The organism is candidate division WOR-3 bacterium (assembly GCA_039801085.1).
GTDB lineage: Bacteria > Hydrothermota > Tepidihabitantia > Tepidihabitantales > Tepidihabitantaceae > JAOABP01.
The window spans coordinates 647,113-673,246 of the sequence record JBDRTY010000001.1; the positions used below are offsets into that span (position 1 = coordinate 647,113).

At 54.9% G+C, this 26,134-nt stretch carries 31 protein-coding genes; 24 read left to right on the forward strand and 7 right to left on the reverse strand.

Features of this window, described 5'->3' with window-relative positions:
- The first annotated feature begins 4 nt into the window (after nucleotides 1-4).
- The 3 genes from ABIK48_03030 to ABIK48_03040 are packed head-to-tail and all read left to right on the forward strand — an operon-like array spanning nucleotide 5 to nucleotide 3,490.
- Nucleotides 5-1,147 (forward strand): aminotransferase class V-fold PLP-dependent enzyme, encoded by a 1,143-nt coding sequence (locus ABIK48_03030; protein MEO0021128.1) that lies wholly within the window; start codon nucleotides 5-7, stop codon nucleotides 1,145-1,147.
- A 3-nt stretch (nucleotides 1,148-1,150) separates the two neighbouring features.
- Nucleotides 1,151-1,810 carry a hypothetical protein gene (locus tag ABIK48_03035; GenBank protein MEO0021129.1) on the forward strand — a complete coding sequence of 220 codons (660 nt, stop codon included), beginning with the start codon at nucleotides 1,151-1,153 and terminating at the stop codon, nucleotides 1,808-1,810.
- A 12-nt stretch (nucleotides 1,811-1,822) separates the two neighbouring features.
- Nucleotides 1,823-3,490, forward strand: a complete 1,668-nt coding sequence (locus tag ABIK48_03040; protein MEO0021130.1) for a formate--tetrahydrofolate ligase — start codon at nucleotides 1,823-1,825, stop codon at nucleotides 3,488-3,490.
- 3 nt (nucleotides 3,491-3,493) lie between these two features.
- Here the strand turns inward: ABIK48_03040 and ABIK48_03045 are convergent, their stop codons facing one another.
- The 3 genes from ABIK48_03045 to plsY all read right to left on the reverse strand — a co-directional run bounded on the left by ABIK48_03045 (nucleotide 3,494) and on the right by plsY (nucleotide 5,623).
- Nucleotides 3,494-3,829: a MerR family transcriptional regulator gene (locus ABIK48_03045; protein ID MEO0021131.1), complete on the reverse strand. Its 336-nt coding sequence runs from the start codon at nucleotides 3,827-3,829 to the stop codon at nucleotides 3,494-3,496.
- Nucleotides 3,829-4,824 carry an NAD(P)H-dependent glycerol-3-phosphate dehydrogenase gene (locus ABIK48_03050; GenBank protein MEO0021132.1) on the reverse strand — a complete coding sequence of 332 codons (996 nt, stop codon included), beginning with the start codon at nucleotides 4,822-4,824 and terminating at the stop codon, nucleotides 3,829-3,831. The genes ABIK48_03045 and ABIK48_03050 overlap by 1 nt, the downstream gene beginning before the upstream one ends.
- Nucleotides 4,825-5,011: 187 nt before the next feature.
- Complete coding sequence (gene plsY / locus ABIK48_03055; protein MEO0021133.1) at nucleotides 5,012-5,623, reverse strand: glycerol-3-phosphate 1-O-acyltransferase PlsY; 612 nt, start codon at nucleotides 5,621-5,623, stop codon at nucleotides 5,012-5,014.
- Nucleotides 5,624-6,081: 458 nt separating this feature from the next.
- On the opposite strand from plsY, the gene ABIK48_03060 reads away from it, so the two are divergent.
- From ABIK48_03060 to ABIK48_03150, 19 genes are all read left to right on the forward strand, one after another.
- Nucleotides 6,082-6,891, forward strand: coding sequence for a hypothetical protein (locus tag ABIK48_03060; GenBank protein ID MEO0021134.1), 810 nt, complete (start codon nucleotides 6,082-6,084; stop codon nucleotides 6,889-6,891).
- A gap of 59 nt (nucleotides 6,892-6,950) precedes the next feature.
- Entirely contained in the window at nucleotides 6,951-8,168 is a 1,218-nt protein-coding gene (locus ABIK48_03065; protein MEO0021135.1) for a 2,3-bisphosphoglycerate-independent phosphoglycerate mutase, read from the forward strand.
- Between the two features lies 1 nt (nucleotide 8,169).
- On the forward strand, nucleotides 8,170-8,736 hold the full coding sequence (locus ABIK48_03070; protein ID MEO0021136.1) for an IMP cyclohydrolase: 567 nt from the start codon (nucleotides 8,170-8,172) through the stop codon (nucleotides 8,734-8,736).
- A 72-nt stretch (nucleotides 8,737-8,808) separates the two neighbouring features.
- The gene (gene rpsM / locus ABIK48_03075; GenBank protein ID MEO0021137.1) at nucleotides 8,809-9,198 is read left to right on the forward strand and encodes a 30S ribosomal protein S13; all 390 of its coding nucleotides are present in this window, start codon (nucleotides 8,809-8,811) and stop codon (nucleotides 9,196-9,198) included.
- A gap of 3 nt (nucleotides 9,199-9,201) precedes the next feature.
- The gene (rpsK, locus tag ABIK48_03080; GenBank protein ID MEO0021138.1) at nucleotides 9,202-9,576 is read left to right on the forward strand and encodes a 30S ribosomal protein S11; all 375 of its coding nucleotides are present in this window, start codon (nucleotides 9,202-9,204) and stop codon (nucleotides 9,574-9,576) included.
- A gap of 47 nt (nucleotides 9,577-9,623) precedes the next feature.
- Nucleotides 9,624-10,238: a 30S ribosomal protein S4 gene (gene rpsD / locus ABIK48_03085; GenBank protein MEO0021139.1), complete on the forward strand. Its 615-nt coding sequence runs from the start codon at nucleotides 9,624-9,626 to the stop codon at nucleotides 10,236-10,238.
- Entirely contained in the window at nucleotides 10,235-11,278 is a 1,044-nt protein-coding gene (locus ABIK48_03090) for a DNA-directed RNA polymerase subunit alpha (GenBank protein ID MEO0021140.1), read from the forward strand. The genes rpsD and ABIK48_03090 overlap by 4 nt, the downstream gene beginning before the upstream one ends.
- A gap of 11 nt (nucleotides 11,279-11,289) precedes the next feature.
- The gene (rplQ, locus tag ABIK48_03095) at nucleotides 11,290-11,754 is read left to right on the forward strand and encodes a 50S ribosomal protein L17 (GenBank protein ID MEO0021141.1); all 465 of its coding nucleotides are present in this window, start codon (nucleotides 11,290-11,292) and stop codon (nucleotides 11,752-11,754) included.
- A 13-nt stretch (nucleotides 11,755-11,767) separates the two neighbouring features.
- Entirely contained in the window at nucleotides 11,768-12,136 is a 369-nt protein-coding gene (gene panD / locus ABIK48_03100) for an aspartate 1-decarboxylase (protein ID MEO0021142.1), read from the forward strand.
- Nucleotides 12,126-12,608, forward strand: coding sequence for a LytR C-terminal domain-containing protein (locus ABIK48_03105; protein MEO0021143.1), 483 nt, complete (start codon nucleotides 12,126-12,128; stop codon nucleotides 12,606-12,608). Before panD ends, ABIK48_03105 begins: the two co-directional genes overlap by 11 nt.
- Nucleotides 12,608-12,967: a ribosome silencing factor gene (gene rsfS / locus ABIK48_03110; GenBank protein MEO0021144.1), complete on the forward strand. Its 360-nt coding sequence runs from the start codon at nucleotides 12,608-12,610 to the stop codon at nucleotides 12,965-12,967. The genes ABIK48_03105 and rsfS overlap by 1 nt, the downstream gene beginning before the upstream one ends.
- Before the next feature lie 39 nt (nucleotides 12,968-13,006).
- Nucleotides 13,007-13,465, forward strand: coding sequence for a PTS sugar transporter subunit IIA (locus ABIK48_03115; protein ID MEO0021145.1), 459 nt, complete (start codon nucleotides 13,007-13,009; stop codon nucleotides 13,463-13,465).
- Nucleotides 13,462-13,812: a C4-type zinc ribbon domain-containing protein gene (locus tag ABIK48_03120; GenBank protein MEO0021146.1), complete on the forward strand. Its 351-nt coding sequence runs from the start codon at nucleotides 13,462-13,464 to the stop codon at nucleotides 13,810-13,812. The genes ABIK48_03115 and ABIK48_03120 overlap by 4 nt, the downstream gene beginning before the upstream one ends.
- Nucleotides 13,813-13,831: 19 nt before the next feature.
- Nucleotides 13,832-14,608: a hypothetical protein gene (locus ABIK48_03125; GenBank protein ID MEO0021147.1), complete on the forward strand. Its 777-nt coding sequence runs from the start codon at nucleotides 13,832-13,834 to the stop codon at nucleotides 14,606-14,608.
- Nucleotides 14,599-16,158 (forward strand): hypothetical protein, encoded by a 1,560-nt coding sequence (locus tag ABIK48_03130; GenBank protein ID MEO0021148.1) that lies wholly within the window; start codon nucleotides 14,599-14,601, stop codon nucleotides 16,156-16,158. The genes ABIK48_03125 and ABIK48_03130 overlap by 10 nt, the downstream gene beginning before the upstream one ends.
- A gap of 1 nt (nucleotide 16,159) precedes the next feature.
- A complete protein-coding gene (locus ABIK48_03135) occupies nucleotides 16,160-16,996 on the forward strand; it encodes a histidinol-phosphatase HisJ family protein (GenBank protein ID MEO0021149.1) in 837 nt (278 codons plus the stop codon).
- A gap of 70 nt (nucleotides 16,997-17,066) precedes the next feature.
- Complete coding sequence (locus ABIK48_03140; protein MEO0021150.1) at nucleotides 17,067-18,146, forward strand: DUF763 domain-containing protein; 1,080 nt, start codon at nucleotides 17,067-17,069, stop codon at nucleotides 18,144-18,146.
- Nucleotides 18,143-19,087 (forward strand): RsmB/NOP family class I SAM-dependent RNA methyltransferase, encoded by a 945-nt coding sequence (locus ABIK48_03145; GenBank protein ID MEO0021151.1) that lies wholly within the window; start codon nucleotides 18,143-18,145, stop codon nucleotides 19,085-19,087. The genes ABIK48_03140 and ABIK48_03145 overlap by 4 nt, the downstream gene beginning before the upstream one ends.
- Entirely contained in the window at nucleotides 19,071-19,484 is a 414-nt protein-coding gene (locus ABIK48_03150) for a hypothetical protein (protein ID MEO0021152.1), read from the forward strand. Before ABIK48_03145 ends, ABIK48_03150 begins: the two co-directional genes overlap by 17 nt.
- On the opposite strand, the gene ABIK48_03155 is transcribed toward ABIK48_03150, so the two are convergent.
- Nucleotides 19,468-20,055 carry an RNA methyltransferase gene (locus ABIK48_03155; GenBank protein MEO0021153.1) on the reverse strand — a complete coding sequence of 196 codons (588 nt, stop codon included), beginning with the start codon at nucleotides 20,053-20,055 and terminating at the stop codon, nucleotides 19,468-19,470. The two genes, ABIK48_03150 and ABIK48_03155, sit on opposite strands and share 17 nt — an antisense overlap.
- Complete coding sequence (locus ABIK48_03160) at nucleotides 20,045-20,671, reverse strand: class II aldolase/adducin family protein (GenBank protein ID MEO0021154.1); 627 nt, start codon at nucleotides 20,669-20,671, stop codon at nucleotides 20,045-20,047. Before ABIK48_03160 ends, ABIK48_03155 begins: the two co-directional genes overlap by 11 nt.
- 93 nt (nucleotides 20,672-20,764) lie before the next feature.
- On the opposite strand from ABIK48_03160, the gene ABIK48_03165 reads away from it, so the two are divergent.
- Both ABIK48_03165 and ABIK48_03170 read left to right on the forward strand, forming a co-directional pair.
- On the forward strand, nucleotides 20,765-21,835 hold the full coding sequence (locus ABIK48_03165; protein ID MEO0021155.1) for a hypothetical protein: 1,071 nt from the start codon (nucleotides 20,765-20,767) through the stop codon (nucleotides 21,833-21,835).
- A 45-nt stretch (nucleotides 21,836-21,880) separates the two neighbouring features.
- On the forward strand, nucleotides 21,881-22,750 hold the full coding sequence (locus ABIK48_03170) for a decaprenyl-phosphate phosphoribosyltransferase (protein ID MEO0021156.1): 870 nt from the start codon (nucleotides 21,881-21,883) through the stop codon (nucleotides 22,748-22,750).
- Here ABIK48_03170 and ABIK48_03175 read toward each other — a convergent pair.
- Both ABIK48_03175 and ABIK48_03180 read right to left on the reverse strand, forming a co-directional pair.
- Nucleotides 22,698-25,028: a hypothetical protein gene (locus ABIK48_03175; GenBank protein ID MEO0021157.1), complete on the reverse strand. Its 2,331-nt coding sequence runs from the start codon at nucleotides 25,026-25,028 to the stop codon at nucleotides 22,698-22,700. The genes ABIK48_03170 and ABIK48_03175 overlap by 53 nt on opposite strands.
- Nucleotides 25,025-26,125 (reverse strand): FAD-dependent oxidoreductase, encoded by a 1,101-nt coding sequence (locus tag ABIK48_03180; GenBank protein MEO0021158.1) that lies wholly within the window; start codon nucleotides 26,123-26,125, stop codon nucleotides 25,025-25,027. Before ABIK48_03180 ends, ABIK48_03175 begins: the two co-directional genes overlap by 4 nt.
- Nucleotides 26,126-26,134: the final 9 nt, after the last annotated feature.

Here is a 26,134-nt window from a genome sequence, read left to right on the forward strand (position 1 = left end):
ATTTGTGCGGGAGTTAACGCTGGAGAAGGTGCGCCGGCTGTTTCCGGTGACACGCCGGCTGGTCTATTTCAACCATGCGGGTACCGGTCCCCTGCCTTCAACCGCAGTGCGGGCAATGCACGGTTTCATTCGCAAGGCGGTGCAGGAGGGATGCGTCGCCTACAGTGAGGCGGAGGGGGTGGTGGAAAATACCCGCATGATGGCAGCCCGGCTTCTGGGGGTGAAGCCGGAAGCGGTTGCCTTTGTCAAGAATACTACCAGCGGTATCATTATCGCCATCGGTTCCATCCCCTGGGAGGATGGGGACAACCTGATCATGATGAAGGACGCATTTCCCGCAAACACCTATCCCTATCAGCTGTTGCTGCCGGGGGTGGAGAAGCGGTTTGTGACCGCACTGGAGCTGACCGAAGGTCCAGAGTGTGTGTTCAGGCTCGTGGATGAGCGGACCCGGGTGGTGGCGCTGGACTGGGTCCATTTTCTCTCCGGTGCCCGGTTTGACATCAATGCGATCGGCGCCTTCTGCCAGCAGCACAATATCTTTTTTATTCTGGATGCGATTCAGGGGTTGGGAGCGGTAAATCACAATTTCAGTTCCACCGGTGCCGACTTTGTTGTTGCCGGCGGAGGCAAATGGCTGCTGGCACCGCAGGGGATCGGAATTATGTATGTTAATTTAAGAAAACTGCCCCGGCTCAAGCCTTTTAATCTCGGCTGGCTTTCCGCTAACTGGCAGGAGTTTAACGATATTTTTACCCCCAAACCCCTGAAGAAGACCGCCGCCCGTTTTGAGGAGGGAACAAAGAATTACATCGGCATCTACGGCCTGGGTGCGGCGCTCAAACTGCTGCTTGATTTCGGACCGGAAAGGGTGGAAGCCCGGGTCCGCCAGCTGACCGGACAGCTGCGGGAACTGCTGAAAGGGGCGGAGTTTGAGATTATGACTCCGGCGCCGGATGAGAAGCGCGCCGGCATCATCACCTGCCGGAAGCCGGACCGGGATATGGCTGGGATCGGGGCACAGCTGGAGACCGCAGGTTTTGTCTGTGCGGTGCGGGAGGGCTGGCTGCGGATTTCGCCCCATTTCTACAATACTGAGGAGGAGGTTGAAAGGTTTGTCCGCCAGCTTAAAATTGTTGCCGGCTGATTTATGGATTTGAGAAAAACGGTCGCCCTACTTCTTTCCGGACTGCTGCTCGTACCACCGGTGCAGGCAGCGGGTGATGGTGGTGCCGGTATTATTGACGAAGGGGGCGGCGAGTTCCGGATTGAGGTACCGGTGACGACACCTCAGGAGGATACGGTCCGTCAGGTTCAGCCTCAGACTCCGGCAGACCGGTCCGGGCTGTTTGAGGAGTCCGGTGCCGGAATCGGCTATCTCGTGGTTGAGCCGGATGCGGTGCCAGATTCCATCTTCCTTGACGGCAGGCGGGTGCTGATTGACCGGCAGGACAAGCTGCTTGCGGTCCAGCAGGGCAGACATTATCTGAGCCTGTTTGATGTCCGGGATGTTTATCTGGCGTTCCGGGATGAGACACCATCAGTTTTCTGGCAGCGGATTGCACCCGGGCTCCAGGTTGACCGGTATGCCCTGATGTCCAGTTATGAACGGGAGGCGGTCCGGACAGGGACAAAATGGGTCAGTGTCCTGCCCGAGGACACAATCGCAGTCCGGGTTTCCCGCCAGGAGATAGCGCAGACCTACCGGCGCCATGCCGGCACCGCAGCACTGACCTTTTTCAGTGTAACTGCAGTGATTGCGGCGGCGATGATCGGCAGTGTGATGTTTATTACCATGGACGGTGAATAGAAAGGGGGCTTGATGCCTTCAGATATGGAGATTGCTCAGAGTATCAGACTCCTGCCCATCTGGGAGATCGCCAAGGGGCTCGGGATTACCGATATGGACCTGATTCTGCCCAACGGCAATTACAAGGCGAAGCTTTCGGTCCGGCTCTTGGAACAGCTCAAGGAGCGACCGACAGGAAGACTGGTTCTCGTCACCGCCATCACCCCGACGAAGTTCGGTGAGGGCAAGACCACGGTTTCCATCGGGCTGTCAATGGCGCTCAACCGGCTGGGCAAGAAGTCAATTGTGGTGTTGCGTCAGCCATCACTGGGACCGGTATTCGGCATCAAGGGCGGGGCAGCAGGCGGGGGTTATTCGCAGGTGCTGCCGATGGAGGATATCAACCTGCATTTCACCGGAGATATCCATGCGGTGAGCTCGGCACACAACCTGCTGTCGGCGATGCTGGACAACTCGCTCCATTTCGGCAATCCGCTCGGGATTGATGAGCGAGAGATCTTCTTTCCCCGGACGATTGACATGAACGACCGGGTGATGCGCTCAATGGTGGTCGGGCTGGGCGGCAGGGCGAACGGTCCGGCGCGCGAGGACAGCTGTGTTATTACCGCAGCATCTGAGGTGATGGCGATTCTCGGGCTGGCGACCGGCCGGGCGGATCTTAAACAGCGGCTTGCCCGGATGCTGGTGGCGCTCAACTTCGACGACAAGCCGATTACCGCTCAGGACCTGGGTGCTACCGGTGCGATGGCAGCACTGCTCAAGGATGCGATCAAGCCCAACCTGGTCCAGACGACCGAGAATACGCCTGCCCTGATTCATACCGGTCCGTTTGCCAATATCGCCCACGGCACCGCCAGCATCATCGCCACCAACGCATCACTCCGGCTCTGCGACTGGACGGTGATTGAAGCCGGGTTCGGCTCGGACCTGGGCGCAGAGAAGTTTGTTGACCTGGTGGCACCGCTGGGCGGTTTCAAAATTGAGGGCTGTGTGCTGGTTGCCACCCTGCGCGCGCTCAAGCATCAGGGCGGGGCGCCCGATGCCCGCAGAGGGATGCTGCGTCATCTCTGGCTCGGGCTGGAGAATCTGCACCGGCACATTGAGAATTGCCGGACTCTGGGTATGGAACCGGTGGTGGCGCTCAACCGGTTTGAGGGTGATGCTGACGATGAGCTGAAACTGGTGCTCAAGGCGTGTGAGGAGCAGGGCACAAAGGCGGTGATCTGTGCTCCACACAGTGCGGGCGGCAGGGGGTGTGAGGAACTGGCACAGGCGGTCCTGGAGCAGGCGGAGCAGAAGCCCGGTGCCAACCGGCCGGTCTATGACTGGAACAGCCGGGTTGAGGACAAGATTGAGGCGGTGGCAAGGAAGGTTTATCATGCCGGACAGGTGGTCTATACCCCGCGTGCCGAGCGCGATCTGAAGCGGATTTACCAGCTCGGTTATGACAAACTGCCGATCTGCATCGCCAAGACTCCGCTTTCGCTCAGCGATGACCCGGAATGTCTGGGCGCCTGCAGCGGGTTCAAGATTACCATTTCCGCAATCCACATCCGTGCCGGTGCCGGGTATCTGGTGCCGGTCGCCGGCGAGATGGAACTTCTGCCCGGACTGGGCAAGAAGCCGAATGCGCTCAAGATTGACATCATGGATGACGGCAGGATTGTCGGACTCTCCTGAAGCCTAAGGACCGGCTTCCAGCGTTGTCCGCAGAGCAATCAGCTCCTTCTTGAGCCAGAGCAGAACCTCCCGTCCGTCTTTTGCCTGCGGGACCTCACCGCTCCGGCTGTTCATCGCCTGCAGTTTCTTCTTTGCTCCCTTGATTGTCATCTTTTCCCGGTGGAGCAGATGCTGAATCAGCTCCAGCTTTCTCAACTGCTCATCGGAGATGATCCGTCTGCCCGCAGAGTTGCGCTCAAACTTGAACTCAAACTCCTTTTCCCAGTAGCGCAGGGTGTATGCCGGCACCCGCAGAATCCGGCAGGCTTCAGACAGGGAATAAAACTTTTTCTCCTTCATCAGTAAAACTCCTTCTTTACCGGCCTTTTCAAAAGCCGTTCAATACTGTTCTCCGGCTTTTCGCCCTGATAAAGTATTTTATAAACTTCTTCAGTTATTGGCAAGTCAATCCGCAGTTTGCGGGCAAGCTCCAGACCGGCGGGTGCGGTCCAGTAGCCCTCAGCAACTCCGCCGAGCTGATCGAGTGCGGTCGCGGGTGGTATGCCTCTGCCGATCGCCATTCCCAGCCGGTGGTTTCTGGACCGCTCGGAAAAGGCGGTAACAATCAGGTCGCCCATGCCTGCCAGTCCGGCAAAGGTGAGCGGATTGGCGTTGAGTGCCAGACCGAGCCGGGTGATCTCTGCCAGACCGCGGGTCAGCAGTGCTGATTTGGCATTGATTCCCAGACCGATGCCGTCCGCAATGCCGGCAGCGATCGCAATCACATTCTTGAATGCGGCAGCGATCTCTACACCGGTTACATCGGTATGGGAATAGACCCGCAGGTTACGCACGGTAAATGTGTCCCGGACCAGCCGGGCAGCAGACTCATCCTCGCTGACCGCTACGAGTGAGGTCGGATCCCCGGCTGCCACCTCATACGGAATTCCCGGACCGGCAAGCACCACGACCGGCGGTCCGGGCAGATGTTCCTTCAGCACCACTGAGAGCCGTTTCTTCGTTTCCGGGTCAATGCCCTTGGTTACTGAGACGAGCACCTGACAGTCTGAGGGGATAAGCTTTTTTACCATTTCGGCTGCCTCTGCCAGCACCCGGGAAGGGGTGGCAAAGACGATGGTATCGCTCCGGTCAAGCACAACTCCGGGGTCGGAACTGACGGTGATGGCATCAGGTATCGGGACCGATTCGGGCAGGTCCGGATGGTGCCGGGTTGCCAGCAGCCGGGCAAGCGCCTGCCCGTCCGGTTCATAAAGGGCAACGGTCAGCCCCTTTTCGTGCAGTTTCAGCGCCAGCGCCAGCGCCCAGCGGCCCGCCCCGATGAATCCTGCTTTCATCGGGCGCCTCCAGTCGGTTTTGTGTCGGCCCTCACCGTCTGGTCTGTCATTTTTCTTCTATTGGTCATTCCGAACGGAGTCGAGGAATCCCTTTTCAACTCGGAAAGCAGAGTGATTTCTCCACTTCGCTGCGCTCCGGTCGAAATGACCGGAGAAAAACGGTTGCCCGATGACCAGCCCAGCAGGTTCACTCCGTCCTCCTGCGAAAAAGCTTAAGCCACAGCCCGAACTTCGGCTCTGTGCCCGCGGTCAGCCTCCGGATGTTCGGAATGTGCCGGATAATGATGAGCATACCGGTTAACAGTGTAAAGATCAGCAGGGTCCGGTCAAACCGGTAGAAAAGCAGGGTAAGGAACGGCAGACTGATGGCAAAGGAGATTGAGGAAAGTGAGACAAAGCCGGAGACAAGAAGCACAAGCAGAAAGACCGCAATTGCGGGCAGAAAGGCACGGGGACACAGAACCGCGGTTACGCCGATGGTGGTGGCGACCCCCTTTCCGCCGTTAAACCCGAGCCAGGGACAGAAGATATGACCACAAATCGCGCCCAGCCCGACCATTGCCGGCAGAAGACCGAACCGCTCTGCCAGCAGGACCGGCACGATTCCCTTGGCAAGGTCCAGCACCAGCACCGGAACCGCCCAGCCCAGCCCCAGCACCCGCTGGACATTGGTGAAGCCGATGTTGCCCGAGCCGTGTTTGCGGATGTCAATCCCCTTCAGCCTGCCGGCAAGATAGCCGGACGGAATCGAGCCGAATAAAAACCCGGACAGGAGCGCAGCGATTAATTTTCCGTACATGATGTTTTCTTTCAAGTTATCCAAATAGGGATAATTGTCAACGATATTTATGACACATGTTCGTGTGAGGAAGGTGCGCACGCCGGTTTACCCATTAAACCGTGGCGGTTGGTACCGCTCCGGCAAACATGGCTGATGGGCGATATCGGACAGATATACCCCGTTAATTTAGAGTCCGATTTGAGCACTGATTTCACTACCCCCAGTGGGGCAGAAAGGGCGGTTTCTGCGTAAGTGATTTTTTTGCAAGGGGTTGGCGAGTAAGTTTTAAAACCGGATAAGAGCAGAGGCTATACCCCGGGCAGTTCCCCTTACCGTGCGGGCAGGGAAGATGCTGGTAATTGATGATGGCGGTGGGTTTGCCGTTATGGTGGTGCCGGTGACACCGGACCGGAGTGCAAGGTCAGGTTTGACAAGCAGGTCTGGCGTCAATATCCTTATTTAGACAGGCCCGGTCTATGAATCAATTTCAATCCCCACTTGAACCTCAGCCGTTAAGGTTTGAGCCGGATGAGAAGCGGCTTGCCCGGCTCGCCCGTTTCCGCCGGATTGTGCTGTTGAGCACGCTCGGGGTGATGGTGGTGGCACTGGTGCTGGTGCTTTTAATGCCGTCAAGGGTGATGGTGATGAGCGGAGAGGGGACGGCACTACCGGAGTCAGAACCGGTTTCCCAGGCACCGGTCGCCCGTTCCGCCGGTGATAATGAGCCGTCAGCGGTGATTCCCGCGCCGGCAGTCAGCCGGGCGCCGGCAGGAGAACCGGTAAGGGCAGATCCGCAGGCTGAGGCATGGGGGCTGGTGCGGACAGTTGATTCCTGTGGAAGTCTGGCGCGGGAGCAGTGGATGCGGGCAGGAGTAATGGTTACTGCAATCACGGTCCGGCTGGAGAATGTGCCGGAGATTCTGAAGCGGATTGGAATTGCCCGGGCGATAACAGACAGCGCGCAGGCACGGCTATCGCAGGCTGAGGCAACGCTGGAGCAGTTGAAGGGGTTGCTGCGGGTTTCCGGGGTCGCGGGGACGCGGATTAATGCCGCCTATGCGGCTGCCCGGGAGTATGTGAGTCTGATAAGCGAGGAGGCAGGCGACCGGCAGGGCTGGCTTGACAGCTATGAGCAGGCGATCCGGGCGCTGGGCGATAATGACTCCGCCCAGTTTGAGATCAAGATGAATGTGGCGGGCGCCTACGAGCGGAAGTCGGATGTCCGGCAGAAGCGGCTCAACCGGGCAGAGGCAGCGTTGCGCTCCGCGGCTGAGGGGCTGAAATGATGCGGGTGTTGGAGTTTTCAGGATGTTTGACAATTTAATCAACGGAGGTATGATGTCCTATGTTTGATTACCGTCTGGTGCCGATTGAACCGAATGACAAAAAGATTGTGCTGGTAATTCTGGACGGGCTGGGTGGTCTGCCGTTGAAGGATAAGACCGAGCTGGAGACCGCCTGGGTGCCGAATCTGGATCAGTTGGCGGTGAAGTCGGCGCTGGGCAAGATGGTGCCAATTGCGCGCGGTGTGACCCCGGGTTCCGGTGCTGCCCATCTGGCGATCTTCGGGTATGATCCAGTGCAGTATCCGGTTGGCAGGGGGGTGCTGGAGGCGCTGGGGTGCGGTTTGAATCCCGGCGCTGAGGATCTGTGCGCCCGGGCAAATTTTGCCACCGTGGATGAGAATGGTGTGATTACCGACCGCCGGGCAAAGGAGAACGGGGAGCGGATGCGGGATCAGGAGTGTGCGGAGCTGTGTGAGCTGTTGCAGGAGGAGATTGCCGAGATTGATGGAGTGAAGGTAACGATTGTGCCGGGGAAGGGGCACCGGTTTGTGGTGATGTTTTCCGGTCCGGGGCTGGCAGATGGTCTGAGCGATTCCGACCCGGGGAAGGAAGGGAAGGCACCTCTGCCGGTGCAGGCGCTGAAGCCCGAGGCGGCGAGGTCGGCGCAGGTTGCCAACCGGTTTATTGAGCTGGCTGCCGGGGTGCTGAAAGGACGGAAAAGGGCGAATTATGTGCTTTTGCGCGGGCTGGCACTGCCACCAAGGCTGCCCAATTTTCAGGAGCGCTATCAGCTGCGGGCGGCAGCAATCGCCGCCTATCCGATGTACCGGGGTCTGGCAAGGCTGGTGGGAATGCGGGTTCTGCCGTGCGGGGAGACCTGGGAGTCGGAAATTGAGACGCTGGAGAAGAACTATGCCCATTACGACTTTTTCTATATCCATTTCAAGGAGTTTGATCAGGCGGGTGAGGACGGGGATTTTGAGCGCAAGGTGGAGCTGCTGGAGCAGTTTGATGAGCGGATTGTGCCCCGGCTGGTGAAGTTGAATCCGGATGTGCTGTGCATTACCGGTGATCATTCCACGCCGGCAGTGCTCAAGGGGCATTCGTGGCATACGGTGCCGCTGCTGATTCATTCACCCTGGGTCCGGGTCCATTCCTATGCCGAGGAGTTCGGGGAACGGGCATGTATCCGCGGGAGTATCGGGCTGATTTTCGGTGTGGAGATTATGCCGCTGCTTATGGCAAATGCCCAGCGGTTCGGGAAGTTCGGGGCTTAGCTTGAAACACTGGGCGCTCATTTCGGTCTGGGATAAGCGCGGTCTGAAGGAACTGGCAGAGGCACTGCAGGAGGCAGGGCTGGGGATTCTGTCAACCGCACGGACCGCAGTGGTGCTGCGGGATGCCGGTATTCCGGTGACCGAGATCGCCGAGTGGACCGGTGCACCGGAGATTCTGGGGGGAAGGGTCAAGACGCTCCATCCGAAGGTGGCGGCCGGGATTCTCTGCCGGCGCACCGAGCCCGGAATTGAGCCGGTGGATGTGGTGGTGTGTAATCTGTATCCGTTTGCTGAGGGTCTGCGTCAGGGGCTGAAGGTTGAGGAGATGGTGGAGCTGATTGACATCGGCGGGGTGACACTCCTGCGTGCCGCAGCCAAGAACTGGGAGTTTGTGACGCCGGTGCCGGCACCGGAATATTATCCGCGGGTGATTGAGGAGCTGAGACAGAACCGGCAGGTGCGGCGCCAGGTGCGGCTGGAGCTGGCAGGCGCAGCGTTTGCGTTGACAAGTGAGTATGACCGGCTGATCGCCGGTTATCTTAAGCAATTGTTGACAGACCATCAGTAAATTTTGTATAATTGTTGTTGTTTGCTGAATTTTCACTTTTAGGGAAAGTTTAACTGTTTTTCAGGAGGATAAGTGGCACGAATTGTTGGTGTTGATCTGCCGGATGGCAAGAAGGTGCTTTATGCCCTGCCCGCAATCTACGGGATCGGGCTGTCATCGGCAAGGAAGTTGTTAGCCGCCACCGGCATTGCCCCGGATAAGAGGGTCGGAGAACTCTCCGATGAGGAACTGGCAAGGCTGCGGCAGGAGATCGAAAGCCGGTTCAAGGTTGAGGGTGAACTCCGGGCAGAGGTGGCAGCGAATATCAAGCGGCTGATGGAGATCAGCTGTTATCGCGGATTGCGGCACCGGGCACGCCTGCCGGTGCGCGGTCAGCGGACGAGGACCAATGCCCGGACCCGGAAGGGACCGCGCAAGACTTCAGGCGTGATCAAGGTAAAGTCAAGTGCACCGAAGGAGTAAGAGGTGGCAAGGAAGTCTTCAAGGAAACGGGCGTCACCGGTGTGTGTGGCGCATATCAATACCACATTTAATAATACAATTGTAACCATTGCCGAGCCGGACGGTTCGGTGATCTGCTGGTCGTCGGCGGGCAAGGTCGGGTTCAAGGGTGCGAAGAAGGGGACACCCTATGCTGCCGGTCAGGCGGCAGAGAGCGCCGGCAAGGAGGCAGTGGCACTCGGGGTGCGCAAGGTTGAGGTTCAGGTGTGCGGACCCGGACCGGGCAGGGAGGCGGCGATCCGCTCACTGCAGAATGCCGGGCTGGACATCGTATCCATCCGCGATGTCACCCCGATTCCCCATAACGGATGCCGGCCGCCGAAGCAGCGCCGGGTGTGAGGTTTAATTGACTGTCAGGTGGAAAGGATTATAATCACAAACAGGTTATGGCAAGAGATATAGGACCTAAATGCAAGCGCTGTCGCCGGGCAAGGGAGAAGCTGTTCCTGCGCGGCAACAAGTGTATTTCGGATAGCTGTGTGCTGATGAAACGCGGAGAGGAGGCTGAGGGTGCGGCGCGACGCCGGATTTCTGCCTATGCGATTCAGCTGCGGGAGAAGCAGAAACTGCGGATGATGTATGGCATTCTGGAGACTCAGTTCCGGAACTATTTTGAGCGGGCAGCCAAGAGCCCGAATACCGCCGCCGCCCTGCTGACCCTGCTGGAGACCAGGCTGGATAATGTGGTCTTCCGGCTGGGGTTTGCCGATTCCCGTGCTCAGGCGCGGCAGCTGGTGCGCCACGGTCACATCACCGTTGACGGCCGGCGGGTAGACATTCCTTCCTATCAGGTGCGACCCGGTCAGGTGATTGCCGTCGGCAGTGAAAAGGGAAAAAAGCTGGTGAGTGCGATTGTCGCCGCCAAGGAACCAGGAGTGGTACCATGGCTGAGCGCAAATCATCAGCAGCTGACCGGACAGGTTCTCAGACTGCCGAATCAGGAGGATTTGAAGGATGTTCCATGTAATATGCAGTTAATCGTGGAGTTTTATTCAAAATGAGACTGAAACCTTTTATCATGCCGGAAAAGTATGAGCTGGAAGCCGCTACCGCTTCCGACAGTTACGGGAAATTTATCATTGCGCCGCTGGAACGGGGCTGGGGCACAACGATCGGAAATGCCCTGCGCCGGGCACTGCTTTCCTCCGTCCAGGGAGCAGCGGTTGTTGAGGTGCGGATTGACGGGGTGTCGCATGAGTTTACCACGATTGATGATGTGGTGGAGGATGTGCCGGAGATTATTCTGAATATCAAGAAGCTCCGGTTCCGACTCTGGTCCGAAACTCCGAAGCTGTGCCATCTCTATGCAAAAGGGAAGCGGGAATACTATGCCCGGGATATGACCGTGCCACCGGAGCTGGTGGTTGCCAATCCGGATCAGAAGATTCTCACGATTGCCGACAGCCGGAAGTCGCTGACGATTGAGATGATGGTGGAGAATGGCCGGGGTTATGTCCGGGCGGAGCGGTTGAAGCGGGGACGGACCGCGCCCGAAGGCACGATCTTTCTTGACGCTTTCTTCTCACCGGTGAAACGGGTGAATTACTGGGTTGAGAGTATGCGGGTCGGTGACCGGACCGATTTTGAACGGGTGATATGTGAGGTCTGGACCGATGCTACTGTGACCCCGGAGGAGGCGCTGATTCAGTCAGCAACGATTCTGCGGAATCACATGGCGGCGCTGATCCCGCAGGAGAAGGAGCCGGAGTTCATTCAGGAGGAGAAGGTTCTGAAAGATCAGGACCGGCTTGCAGAGCTGCTGGGGATGGATATCGATGAACTGGAGCTGTCTAACCGGGCGCTCAACTGTCTGAAGCGGGGCAGATCGAAGCGGACCGGCGAGCGGATTTCAATCCAGACCGTCGCCGATCTGGTGCAGAAGAGCGAACGGGAGATCATGGAAATTGAGAACTTCGGCCGGAAGTCACTCGAGGAGCTGAAGAAGGTGCTTGAGGATCTGGGGTTGACGCTGGGAATGGACATATCCGGTATCCCCGTGCGGACTCCAACCGGGGAGAATGAAGAGAAAGAGCAGGAGTAAAAGGAGCGGCTGTGCGACACGGTGATCGAGTGAAAAAACTAGGCAGAAAATATGAGCACCGGCGGGCGCTGATGCGGAATCTGATTGCCGCCCTGATCCGGTATGAGCGGATCCGGACTACGGTGGCGAAGGCGAAGGAGGCACGCCGCCACGCCGAGCGGCTGGTCCGGTTTGCGATATCCGGCACACTGGCAGACCGGCGACAGGTGGCAAGAATGGTTTCCGAACCGGCGCTGGTGCGCAAGCTGTTTAATGAGATTGCACCGCGGCTGGCGGACCGTCAGGGTGGATATACGCGGATTCACCGGCTTGGATACCGTCCCGGCGATTCCGCCGAGATGGCGTATCTTGAGTTTGTTGTGCGTTCGGAAAAGCCGGCTGCGGAGGAGAAGGAAAAGAAACAGCCGAAGAAGCAGAGGGAGACAAAGGCGAAGGGCGCTTCGAAGAAACCGGCAAAGAAGAAGGAGTCAGCATAAGCCGGGCCGGGTGATGCAGCGTAAACTGCTGAAGTCAAAGATTCAGGGGCTGAGGATTACCGGTAAGGAGCTGTATTACGAAGGCAGTCTGCAGGTAGATGCAGCCCTGCTGGAGGCTGCCGGAATTGTCCCGGGAGAGATGGTTCAGGTTGTTAATATAAATAACGGGGAACGGTTTGAAACTTATGTGATTCCGGCAGGCGCCGGTTCCGGGGTGTGCTGCCTCAAGGGAGCCGCTGCCCGGCTGGGTGAAGTTGGGGATCAGGTGATTGTGATGAGTATGGCTTATGTTGAGGAGAGTGAACTCAGTCGGCACCGGATCGTCCGGGTGAAGGTTGACGAGAACAACCGGATCATTAAAGAGGAAGCTGATGGCAAATAAGGGGAATTGCGCTCCCCTGATTTGCTTGATTGATCAGAATTATCCCATTATACTTGTTCTGATAATTACTCTCTTTTTTGCGGTTTCGGCTTGCCGGCCTTCTTCGGCAAAGGCGGAGGTTGAGGTTCCCAAGGTGAAGCTGGAGGTGCTTAATGGTGCGGGAGTGCACCGTCTGGGACGGGCAGTGGAGCGGGAGCTGCTCGCCCGAGGGTTCGATGTCTATCGGGTAGGTGATGTTGACAGCAGTTATGAACAGACGATGGTGGTGGATCTGCGGGACCCACAGGGAATGAACGCCCAAGCCATTGCCGCGGCGCTGGCGGTACGGAGAAAGCTTTTCTGGTTTTATCAGCCGGAGGTGAAACTTCCGCTCGTCCGGGTTGCGGTTGACTCCGGCAGTTTTTATGAGGTGCGATTGATTCTCGGCCGGGATTACCGGCAGTTTTTCCCGCAGGCAATGATTCTATACTGATGGCAGATTCAATGAAATTTGCCGAGCGGCTGGCAAGGCTGATTGATCGGAAACTGGGAGAGGATATTCTGATTCTGGATCTCCGGGCAGCATCGGCACTGGCTGATTTTTTTGTGATCACAACTGCAAATTCTGCGGTTCACGCTCAAGCGATCGCCAGGGCGCTTTTGGAAAAGAGCAAAAGCCGCGGTTTTACTTCTCCGCATCATGTGGAAGGAATGGACACGGCGCAGTGGATTCTGATTGATTATCTTGATGTGATTGTTCATATATTTCTCGGCGAAGTGCGGGAATTTTACGGGCTGGAACGGCTGTGGGGTGATGTGCCGCAGAAAAGGCTGGATAACCGGAAAAGATAGGCTCGGAGATATGGGCAGGAGTTTCAAAGGAGGTGTGATTTGAATTTAACATCATTGTTACGGGCGGACCGGATTAATCTGGAGCTGAAGAGTAAAAGGAAACCGGAGGTGCTGCGGGAGCTGGTGCTGATGATACGCAGTGGCGATACCGCGGAGCAGCTGCTGCAGACCTTGCAGAAGCGTGAAGAGCTGGGGTCAACCGGGATCGGCAGGGGGATTGCCATTCCCCACGGCAGGTCGCTCTTGCTGGATAAACTGGAGATTGCGGTTGGCAGGTCAACAAAGGGAGTGGAGTTTGATGCAATTGACAAAAAGCCGGTTCATCTCTTCTTTCTGGTAATGGCACCACCGCAGGACCCCGGCAACCAGTATCTCATTACTCTGGGCCGGATCGCCCTCGTGTGTCAGGAGCTGACGAAACGCCGGCAGCTGTTTGATCCGCAGACTCCGGAGGAGTTCATCGAACTGGTGCGCAGTCTTGAGGAGAAGGTGAAATGAACCCCAAGATCGAGGCGCTGCGATCGCTCGAGGAGTTCGATCATATTCTGCGGGATATTGAAAGTGATAAATATCCGGATGACAGTTTCAAGGGGTTGAAGGCATCAGAGCAGTTTATCAAGATTGCCGAAAAGGAGCGGGCAAAACTCACCAGAAAGATCGATCCGAAGGTGCTGGCGCAGTATGAGCGGATCATGAAACGATACGGGGGCCGGGTAGTGGTGCAGGTGATCAGGGAGTTCTGTGGCGGATGTTATATCCGGCTTCCCTCCGAGCTGGTGGTCAGGTGCCGGACAGAACTGGTCACCTGTCCCAACTGCGGACGGTTTCTGTACTGGGTTAAGTAATAACTGCTATCACAGCTGAGTGGTACATTTTCTTCTGTTAGTTGTTATCAATGCATTTGATTTTCTTCTGCTCAGCGGAACTGCCAGCGGCATTGGTGCGGGCACCGGGGTTGCCGACTGGCAACAGGCACTGATATATAATCCGGCACAGACGATGCCTTCCGAGCGGGCAGGACTGAGTATAGTCTATGCCCGTCCTTATGGCGTGCCGGAGTTGAACTGTGCGCGGTTAGGCGCCGGATACTCCATCAACCGTATAAATCTGAATGCCGGGATGCAGCTGCTGGGAATTGAAGGGTATGGGGAGTATGATTTTGGGGTGGGGCTCGGGCTGGCGATAACAGATGAAGTGATCACCGGAGTTGCGGTTCACGGACTGCTGATGAGGATGCCGACTGCAGGATGGTTGTTTGTGCCCGCTTTTGACGGGGGAATTTTATGGTCAATATCCAAGTTCCGCCTGGGAACGGCAGTTCAGAATTTCAACCGGCCCAAGTTTGATAATGGCGATGAGGTGCTACCCCGGCTGCGCGCCGGGGTTGCTTGGGAGCCGGTGGAACCGCTGCTGCTGGCGGTAGATTTTGGAAAACAGGGCGAAAGCGAGCGGTTACTGGCGGGGATTGAAGTCCGTATTTTTCCTGAATTAAAGTTGCGAGCCGGTATGGAAACCGCACCCTGGTGTATCCGTGCGGGGTGTGGGCTGAAATTCAAGCATCTGGGGATAGATTATGGATATCACTACCTGCCGGAGCTTGGGGGCACGCATATGATCGGTGTTAATTACACGTGGAATTAATTCTGATCTTTTTGTGCTGGGGAATTATTTCTCCGGAGCTGATTCCGGACTGGCCTGTTACTCCTGATGATGATGAAATCTATGAGCTGGTTGAAGACAGTATTGCCGGTGTTGAAAAACGGCCTGGCGCGGGGTTGCACAATTACCGTGCAGTCTGGCGTCTGAAGACAGAATCACTTGCGGAAGCACCGTTGTCATTGGGCAGTTTTCTGCGGCTGCAACTGCAGCGGGAAAATTGTGCTGGGGTTGTGGTCATAGAAAAGGATCCCGGTGAAACCGGCTGGGCCGATTTCTGGGGTGCTGGGTTGACATTCAGACATAACCGGTGGCGTTTTACTGCCGGCGATTATGTTCTGAACTTTGGCCGGGGACTGATTCTGGCTGGCCCCGGGGTTCGTTCCGGTTTCGCTCAGCTGGAGACGCTCCGCGATGATGTCCTCGCCCGTTCAGCCCAGGAGAATCGTAATTGGCGTGGACTGAGAGTAGATTATCAGACTGGAGGGCGGTTTCTATTTACATTTGCCGGCAGTTACACCCGGCGCGATGCTCAACTGAATCCGGATGGCACGGTTGCTAAACTGTTGTTTTCCGGTTATCACCGGGATTCGGCGGCTGTTGCCGCAAAGGGGAGTACCGGTCAGCTGTTAACCGGGGTGATTATGCAGCTGAAATTAAGTGATGTCTGTCGGGCAGGAGTAGCGGTAAATGGCACCCGTTATGATCGGATGCTGGTATCAGGGGATACGTTTTATTCATTTTCCGGACAGAATCTGGCCGCAGGAAGTATCTTTTGTGCGCTCGGCAGCTCCCGGCGCGGCGGCGAGATTGAGTTTGCCCGTTCCTTTCCCGGCGGTTTCGCCGGTGCCGTCCGGGTCAATCTCCACGAGCAGGGCTGGAATGTAGTGCTTAACGGTCTCTTAACCAGTGACCGGTTTTTCTCACCAGCAGGGCGCAGCCCCGTACTGACAAACCGGAAAGCAAGAGGTCAACTTACCGGCCGTCTGGGCTGGAGAAACAGAGGCCTGACCCTGCGGGTGGGCGGGAATACCTATTATGACTATCTGATGGATTCGATTCCTGCCCGGTTTGAGATTGCTGCCGGATACGAGTTCGGGAGATTTGGATTTGATATCAAAACAGCGAGAAAATTCCGCCTGGAACAGGAACGCTTCCGTGAGACCCGCCTTGAGCTGAAGTTTGAGATGCGTCAACTCGCGGTGTCGGTTTACGGTGGTGATGAATATCATGATTATTCTGTTTCCCGTGCCCGCGTCGCCGGTATCAACCTGAAATTGAATCTGAATCCGGTTGATCTGCGGCTGGCCGGCGCTGTTAGCTCGGTTCGCGGCACGGGAATTACATTTGCAGTTCCTGACCCCGGTGTGACGTACACAGAGGCAAGTTACAATTTTCGTTCTTCCGCAACGAGGCTTGCACTGGCGGCAGGAATAAAGCTGAGCAGAACGGTGAGGCTGGCAATCAAGTTGGGAATGACACATCACCGATGCTGGGATCAGGATTGGGCAATGCAGCTGGAGTTACTGAATTAGGATGTTGGATTATCATATTCATCCCGATTTTTCCCCTGATGCTCAGGGCAGTATCGAGCAGTTCTGCGGGCGGGCGGTAGCGATCGGAATGCAGGAAGTCTGTTTTACTACTCATTATGAGCCGGACCCCGTAAGGGCAGGGATTGAGCGGGTCATTGTTCAGGGTAATCCGGTGGCGGTTGATTCTGACTGGCCCGAACGCTACCTGGAAGAGATTGAACGGTGTCGCCGGCGGTTTCCAGAGTTGACAATTGTCTCGGGCGTAGAGGTGGGCTATGAACTGGGACTGGAGGGAAAGATTGCCGACTTTCTCAGCCGCTACCGGTTTGATTTCGTCCTGGGGGCAATACACTGTCTTGATCATGTGGCGATTACATCGCGGAAGGAACTTGATGATTTCCAGATGCGTTTAAAACCCCTTGGTGCCGGCTATCTTGCCCGGCGCTATTTTGAATATGTCCGGGCAGCTGCCGGTTCCCGGTTGTTTGACTGCCTGGCCCATCTTGATATCTGGAGAAAATATATCAGTTCCGGGATCGGTGCTGAATTTGAATCTGCAATTCAACCGTGGGTCACCCCGATGCTCGAGGCGATTGTCCGGAGCGGTGTGGGGCTGGAAATTAACACCTCCGCATTGCGTCGGGGAGATAGTGAACCTTATCCGGCAGCGGCGATCGTGTGGCAGGCAGTAAAGCTGGGGGTCCGGGTATTTACCCTCGGTTCGGACGCGCACCGCCCGGAGGAGCTGGGCGATGGCATAGACTGCGCTTATCAGCTGCTGAAAAGTTCCGGAATGAAGCCGGCCCGGTTTCGTGACCGTCAGCCCATTTATGATTAGTTAATCAATCTTGATTTTGCTCGGTATAACAGCCGTCTTGATTTGAAGGTAGTGCAGTTTAAAATTTAGTATGCGCCGGGGTGTCGTTGATCTGCCTCTGCATTCCGGCCACGCTCCGGGCTGGCTGTTTGAGCGCATGAAACGGCTGGTGCGCAGTGTGGCGGAAGCGATTGTCCTTGAGTTCGGGGCGCTTGAGCTTCTGCGCCGCCTTTCTGATCCGGTATGGTTTCAGAGTCTGGGATGTGTTGCTGGCTTTGACTGGCATTCGAGCGGTTTGACGACAACGGTGTGTGGTGCGCTGAAGGAGGGGATCAGAGGAATGGAGCGGGAGCTGGGAGTTTTTGTCTGTGGCGGCAAGGGGCGGGCATCACGCCGGACCCCGGAGGAGATCGGCTTTTTTGCTGAGCAGTTCAGCCTCGATGGTGATAAACTGATTCAGACCAGCAGGCTGGTAGCCAAAGTAGACAGCAGTGCCCTGCAGGACGGGTATCAGATTTACCATCATCTTTTTATCGGGACAATTGATGGAAATTGGGCGGTGATCCAGCAGGGAATGAATGAGGTAACGGGCTGGGCACGACGCTACCACTGGTTTTCGGAAGGTCTGGAAAGTTTTGTCGTCGAACCCCATACCGGCATTGCCGGCCCTGCCGGAGGCACGGTGCTGAATCTGACCGCACGCGAGGCAGAATCTGCCCGGGAAACTGCGACGTTTATTGCCCGACAATTTCCCGGCAAGACGATTAAAGAATTCATGCAGATAAGACTGCCAGCCCGGCATCCAGTTTCGATCCAGGATATTTCGCCCGATTATCTTAAAAAGGTGCTGATAAAAACTTACGAACAGCCACCAGCCGATTTTGCCTCACTGCTGCTGGTTCCGGGTGTGGGTCCGAAGACCGTCCGGGCGCTGGCACTGGTTGCCGATGTGATTTACGGCGCCCCGCTGTCCTTCCGGGATCCGGTAACCTATACCTTTGCCCACGGTGGTAAGGATGGTTATCCCTATCCTGTAAACCGGAGTGAATATGATCGGTCTCTTTTATTTCTAGAGAAGGGAATAAAGGAAGCACGAATCGGGCGCCGGGAAAAGCTGGAGGCACTACGACGGCTGGAGCAGTGGTCAAGGATGCTGGTGAAGACGATATGAACGGAGTTCGAAAGTTTTTTCCGGATGAGTTCTGCCGCCGGTATGAACAGTTTATTCCCGATTTCGATCTATTTCTGGAGGCGATGCTTACCCCATTACCCAAGGTTTTCCGTGTTAACACACTCAAGGCAGAACCGGAGGAGGTAATGCCGTTACTCGCGGAGCTTGATCCCGAGCCTCTGCCTTACCTGCAATTTGCATATACGGTCAGGAATGGCCGGGGTTTGGGGAGACAGCTGGCGCATTTTCTGGGTTTGATTTACATTCAGGAAGCGGCGTCAATGATTCCACCGGTGGTTCTTGATCCTCGGCCCGGTGACAAGGTTCTGGATCTGGCAGCTGCTCCAGGGTCAAAGACTACGCAGATGGCGGCGCTGATGAAAAATCGGGGGCTGATTATCGCCAATGATCTCTCTCTTGAACGGCTTCGGGGACTGATCGGAAATATTGACCGTATGGGCTGTCTTAATGTTGTGGTCTGTCGGGCGGACGGAATTGTACTTGGCCGGAAGCTTACCGCCAGTTGCGACCGCGTCCTGGTAGATGCACCGTGTTCGTCTGAAGGAACGATCAGGAAGACTGAGGAGGCGTTGCGACGCTGGTCGGTGCAGGGGATTGCGAATTTCAGCCGAGTGCAGAAGGGGTTGATTTGTGCTGGATATCAGGCCCTGAGACCCGGCGGACAGATGGTCTATTCGACCTGCACAATCGCACCGGAGGAAAACGAAGCGGTGGTTGCTTATCTGCTGAAGAGATTTCCCGAAGCCGAAATTCTGCCCGTAGAGCTTGATAATTTCGTCATGAGACCGGCATTGACAGAATGGGAGGGAGATACTTTTCCATCAGCAATAAGACGCTGTCGCCGGATTCTCCCTCAGGATAATAATACCGAGGCGTTCTTCGTTGCGTTAATCAGAAAACCTGATGATGTCGCCAGTTGAGTTTCTGCGCAACCGGTTCGGTCTCCCGGAAGAATGGCTTCAGGGTCTTGAAACCGTTACAGAACAGGCAACAGTTTTTATCGGGACACCGGAAGTAATCAGGTTTAACGTAGTGAAGCCGCTGCGGCGGGGTCTGCGTCTGTGCCGGATTTTCCCGCATTCCGTCAAGCCAACAACATTTGCGATGCAGCTTCTTGGCCGGAAAGCGACTGCCAACCAGATCGAAGTTGACGAACAACAGGCAAAACAGCTGATCAATGGCGGAACGGTAGAGACTGCTGCCGATGTGGAAAACGGTTTTGTGCTTATCAGTTGGCGGAGTTTTATCATTGGTGTCGGTATCTACAAGCGGCCGGTGCTGAAGTCCTGTATTCCCAGATTCAGACCGGTGGACTGAGCCAGTTACCCTGGCGCAGAAGTTCATAAAGCATGACCGCAGCAGCAGTGGCAACATTGAGTGAGTTCTTGAAGCCGAACACCGGTATTTCTACTAATTCGTCGCAGAGGCGCAGCGCCGGCTGAGATACACCAAGCGCCTCATTGCCCAAGACGACTGCTACGGGAAAATGATAGGTGACTGCATAGTATGGTCTGGCACCGACAACGGTTTCCAGCCCGATGATCTGTACCTGCTTCAGTTTCAATTCCTGCAGTGCCTCCGTGATGGAATCATAGTGACAGGTGGGAACGGTGTTGATGGTTCCCAGTGCAGTCTGCGCCAGCTTCCGATGCGGCGGATGTGCAGTGTAACCACAGGTAATTACCATCTGGGCGCGGGTGGCATCAGCCAGTCGGAAAATAGCCCCGACATTAAAGGCGCTGCGGAGATTGTCAAGAACAATGTAAACCGGGCGGCGGGGTAAGCGCAGAAACTCTTCCTGAGGCAGATTAGAATCGCGGGACCGAACCTCATAGAATGTTTCAATTCCGTCTGGCGCAGGAAGATGTTTCGGGTGTTTATTTTCCACTGGCAGCTACCTTCCTGATTTGTTCGTTAACAGTTTTGATGCGTTCAAAAGCTGTATGCAGAGATTTCCCAGAGGCAATGGCACCATGACCGCACCAGATGATTACTCGGGCGTATCGGAATGCCTTCGCGGTGGCACGGGCAAGCTGTTTTGAGCCCGCTGGAAAGAAGGGAATTGCGGATACTGCGAGCGCGCGCTGCCGTTTTAAAACCGACTCCACTGTGACGGGGGTGTGTTCAAGAGAAAATCTGATTATAGCTCCGGGGTGGGAGTGGAGTATCCATTTTTCCTGAGGGCGATATCGAGCGATAATCCGCTGGGAGAGAATGTGAGCGCAGATTTCTTCAGTGGGCAACGCATCTGCGGGTTTGACGGTGAAACGGCAGCCGGTGTGTGCCGGATAGACCAGGCAGAGATAGGGCAGAGGATTGTGGTAAATCTGTTGCATTCGAGCACCGGAAATTTTGGTTAGTAACACTTGACCAAGACGCAGAGAAAAATTGCCGGCATGAGACGGCGCCCATTTCAAACGGTGAAGCAAACCGGCAACTTCTGATATCTGCCGGATAACAGAAAGATTAATAGTCCCGTCACTCAGATAATTGATCAAATTCACCGATTAATATGATGTTAAATTTTTAAGGCAGATGGTCAAGATTGAATGTCGGCACGGCGTTGACTTGAATCAGTCAATCGTTAGTTTTTTGATATGCGCGTGCTGATAGCTGCGGGGGAAAAGTCAGGGTTTGTGCTTGCAGATCTGCTCAGCCAAAAAATCAGAGATATATGTAGTGAGATTGAAATTTGCTACCTTAATCTCACTGATGTAGCCGGTGATGCCTTCGGATTCACTCCCAGGGTACTGTCGAAACTGCTTCAGGGAGGGAGATTAATTAATCAGCTGCTGACATCAGTCCGCAATATTCACCCGGATTTGGCAGTGCTGATATCCTGCCCCGGTGTTAACCTGCCTTTGGGAAAGAAACTCCGCGCTGCGGGGGTGGTTACAATAATCGTTGGGCCGCCTCAATGCTGGGCGTGGGGTAAATGGCGGGCGAAGTTGCTGCAGCAGGCTGCAGATCAGGTAATATGTTTATTCAGGTTTGAAGAACAGTTTTTCCGGCGGGCTGGTATACAAGCGGTATATTTCGGTTATCCGTTCTACGACGCATTGCAGTTGCAGATGAGCAGAAGGCAGGTATACGAAACGCTGGGAATTCCGGAAGGGGAAGAATATATCATTTTACTGCCGGGGACAAGAAAGGATGAAGTAGATTTTCATCAACCGCTCTTTATCCGTGCATTTCAGCATTTACAAACGAGGCATCCGAGACTTCATGGTGTCATCGTGGGTGGCAGGGAAAGCGTATTGCCACCGGGTATAGTGCAGGCCGGACCGCAACACCGTTATGATGTCTTTTCCCAAGCCCGGGCAGCTCTGACAGTCTCGGGTACAGTGACAGCAGAACTGGCGATTCTGGGGATCCCGATGGTGGTGTCTTATCACCTGGAGACGGTGAGCAGGTTTCTTGTCCGGCTTTTCGTCCGAATTCCTTATTTTGCACTGCCCAATATCATTGCCGGGGAGTCAGTTGTTCCGGAATATCTGAACCCGGATCAGGGACAGTTGATCAGCCAGATTTCCCGACTGCTTGATGAATGCGATTATCGTCAGACAGTAATTGCAAAGTTGGAGGCAGTCAGAAGGAAACTTGAACCTGCAGGTGCTACCGGGCGGATCGCCCGGCTGATTGTCAACCTGTTATCGAAAAAAATTTGAGGAGTTGTTTGACATTACTTTGATTATCAGTAGTTATTGTGTGTAATGTTCAAGCACATTGTTAAATCAATGCGTCCGAAGCAGTGGGTGAAGAACCTGCTGGTTTTTGCGGCGCTGATCTTTTCTGAAAATCTGCTTGTCTGGGATAAGGTGATGCGGACCGCAGCTGCCTTTATATTCTTCTGCCTTGTATCTGGTGCGGTTTATATTATCAATGATGTTGTTGACCGTGAGAATGACCGTACTCATCCAAAGAAGCGTCTCCGGCCGATCGCTGCTGGAGAATTGCCAATCCTGCCCGCGCTGATGGCAGCGGTGCTGGCGGTTGCAGTTGGTGTCGGGGGCGGTTTTTACCTGAATTGGCGGTTCGGGCTGGTGATTGCTATTTACTTTTTACTCCAGCTGGCATACTCATTCGTACTCAAGAAAATTGTAGTGCTGGATGTGATGGTGGTTGCAGCCGGGTTTGCCCTGCGGGCAATTTCGGGTACTTATGTGATTGCAGTTCAGATTTCTCCCTGGCTTTTTGTCTGTACTATTCTCCTTGCTCTTTTTCTGGCACTTGCCAAACGACGGCACGAACTGCTCTTTCTGGAAGGCGGGGGAATTTCCCACCGCAGTGTGCTGGGCAAGTATTCAGAGACGCTTCTGGATCAGATGATTGCCGTGGCAACTTCAGCCACGGTAATTACCTACTGTCTTTATACCATTGCACCCGAAACCGTGCATAAATTCGGTACCCACAACCTGATTCTGACCATGCCATTTGTACTCTATGGTATTTACCGGTATCTGTATCTGGTTTACCGGCGGGAGGAAGGAGGGGCACCGGAGAAGGTGCTTTTTACCGATCTGCCACTGATCATTGATGTGCTTTTGTGGATGATAAGCGTGGTGCTGATCCTTTATTTTTGAACCGGAAAGAAATAAATAAAGTTGCAGCTACTGCCAGCAGAGTCAGGATGCTGATGAGGATTCCGATGTTGAGCAACCCCCGGTCGTAGTAGAGAATAACTGTATGAGTTCCGGCAGGAAGAGCTAATGCGCGCAGACAGTAATCTGCCCGGAGGATTTCTGCCGGCTGACCGTCAATGGTCGCGCGCCACTCCGGATAGAATATTTCGGATATCATCAGCAGTGCCGCCCGTTTGAGTTCCCCGCGGAGTGTCAGCTTTTCCGGCTGACGCTGAACAATTGTGATTGAACCGGCAGGTAAACTGTCTGGTTCAGGCAGCGGTTCTGGGGGTTTTTCCAGTACAGCAATCCGACGGTAATCAAAATCCGGTTCGCTGAGTCTGGTCAGAATCTCTCGACGGTCGTTTACCACTACAAAGGTATCGGTCAGCCAGACACGGGGAAGGGCATCAGAATTCGGCACTAATCCGGCAGTACGGTTGACTGAGTCTACCATTATCTGATACCGGACATTGAGCAGGTTGTTCTTACGTTGCTGGGGTATGTCAAAGGTTACATAGTCAGTGAGTTTTAATGGTGTGTATCCTTCCAGCAGTTCCAGTTGCCAGAGCAGGCCTTCGTTGCGTTGCAGGATCATATACTGCCCCGCCCGGGCATTGATCCGGAAGGGGGAAGTACGGGATTCCTGAACCAGCTGGTCGATGAATGGACGTCGGGGATAGAACTCTTCCGGTCCTACTGAGCTCTGGTTAAACCGGTGTCCGAACTGGTAAAGGTCAAGAAAGCTCACCACGAGTAGAATGGCGGCAAAGCCGCTGCTTTTTTCCCGGTTACGGATTGTCAGCCAGCTGAAGAGAAGCGCTGCTGTGACAAGCAGAACAAACAATAGTGACTGCTTGATGGCGTTGCTGAAGATAGAAGTTTCATTCAGTGCCGGAAATATCCGGTTAAAGGTGCCGGCCAAGAGGGCAAGGTTGAAGACAATCGCACACGCCAGCAGACCGAAACCCGGCGTCAGCAGCCGTTTAACCGGCAGTTTTGAATTCAGAAGCACGTCGATTCCCTGCCCGGCAAAGAAAGCAAAGGCAACAGTAAAGAGATTTATGAACCGTGCCGGTATTCGGAAGCGGTTAAATCCGGGCAGGAGTTCAAAAGTCAGCCGGTAAAACGGGGTGTATTTTCCGAGTGCCAACAGCAGGGCGACCAATGCCAGCAGGGCGAAGTGCCAGCGAAGCCGGTGTTTACTGAAGGCAATACCGAGAATACCCAGGAAGAAAGGGATAATGCCGAAATAAACAGCGGTTTCCCAGTAGCTGTAGGCAGCGGGATTGCCCCAGAATTCTACAGTATCGGTGCCACTGCCGGTAATACTTCCGAAGAATTTGGGTATGAATATTGTGATAAAAAATGATGGCGGCAGGGACAGTTCAGCAGATTCTGCATAGGTCATCAGCTCTCGCACTGTAAAGGAAGAAAACCGGTATGAGGGAAGGTAGGCGCAGGCGGCAAGGGCAAAGCCGGTGAGAATGCTCAGAAGGAACAGTGGCAGGTGAGTGGTGAGAATAAGCCGGCGTTCAACACGCCAGCTGGAAATAATGTGAAGCAGAAATAAAAATCCCAGAGTATATACCATATGTAATGTCATCTGGGGATGACCGGCAAGATTGGCGATGCCGAGAAGTACTCCATCTACCAGTGCATCTCTGATTTGCCGCGAACTGAGCGTCCGGTAAAAGAACAGCAGAATCAGCGGAAACCAGGCAAAGGTGCTGATCAGAGTCAGATGGATGATATGCATGATCATGAAGCCGGAAAAGGCAAAGGTCATTCCGCTGACGAGACCGGCAAGGGGTGATGCCCGGAGTTCCCGCATCAGGAGATAGAATCCAACTCCTCCGAGCAGGATGTGTAAAATACATTTGAATTCCACGAACCAGAAGACTAGGCGCTGACTGCTGCTGGAAAGAAATGCCAACAGCCAGTTCAGAGGATAGAATACCTGGGTCTGAATATCGGCAAGAAACGGCATTCCGCTAAACATGTACGGGTTCCAAACCGGGATTGTCAACTGGCGCAGCTGGTTAAAAAGGAAGTAGTGAAATGGATAATACTGATAAAGAATATCCTCCCAGAAAAAACTTCTGCCATTAAGAATGTTCCAGAAATAGACCAAGACCGCAAGGCTGAATATCAGATAGGGCAAGAATTTCCGGATCAAACCGGTGTTTCTGACCGGAATTGATGGTCGGACCGGAGATCCGCGGCTCCGGCGTTTCATTGCGGTATAACCGGACGAGCTGGTGAATACTGCTGCAGCTGTTTTTTGCCCCGGGCGGCTTTCTCTCCGAATGGACCCTGGCGAATTACTGCCAGTTCCTGCCGGGCATCGTGGATAATCGCCTCTGCCTCCGGATTGGCGTCCCTGCCTTTCAGGGACAGAAAGGCATGGGCACCGGCAATTCTGCCTTCGAGAATCGCGGTGGATGCCTCTTCAATTCCGCTGACATCACCGGCGACGTAGACTCCGGGGACACTGGTCTGCAGGTTTTCATCGTGCCAGGCAACCAAGCCTCCCAGTTCCGGGATATACACGAGATAACAGTCGATTTGAGATAACAATTCTATCAGTGGGGAGAGTCCTACTGCCAGACAGATCGTATCAACCTTAAGTCTTTTCTCTGATCCCTTTATCGGACGGAATTTCCGGTTCACTCTGCAGATAACCGCACCGGTGACATACTCTTTTCCCAGTGCAGCTTTGATCGTATGGGAGGTCAGGATTGGTACACCACAGCGGCGGAGTTTAGCCGCATGGACATGATACCCGCCAATATAGGGGAGTGCTTCAACAACTGCGGCAACTTCCACATCAGCCTGGAGCAGCTGATAGGAAACAATCAGGCCGATATTACCCGAACCGACCATCAGTACCCTTCTGCCCGGTCTGATGCCGTAAACATTCATCAGCGTCTGAACTGCACCCGCACCGTAAACTCCTGGAAGGTCATTGTTTTCAAACAGAACGTTATTTTCATAGGCACCGGTCGCAATGATCAGCCGGTCATAGGTAAGTTTGGTAAACTGCTGACTGCTGGCGAGTCCGAGGATGTTCGGCTGAAAATGGCCGATCACAGTGGTGTTAAGGACAATCTCGGCACCGGTTTTGCGCAGTTCCTGTTCGAGAATGGCGGCGATGTCAACCCCTCTGGTTCCACAGTAATGTGTTCGGGAACCGAAGAATTTGTGGGTTTGTTTGATCAGCTGGCCACCAAGCCGGGAGTTATCATCAATTACGGTTACCTGCGCGCCGAGCCGAGCAGCAACAATTCCTGCTGACAGTCCGGCCGGTCCGCCGCCCACAATTGCGATTTCCATGTGTTTCAC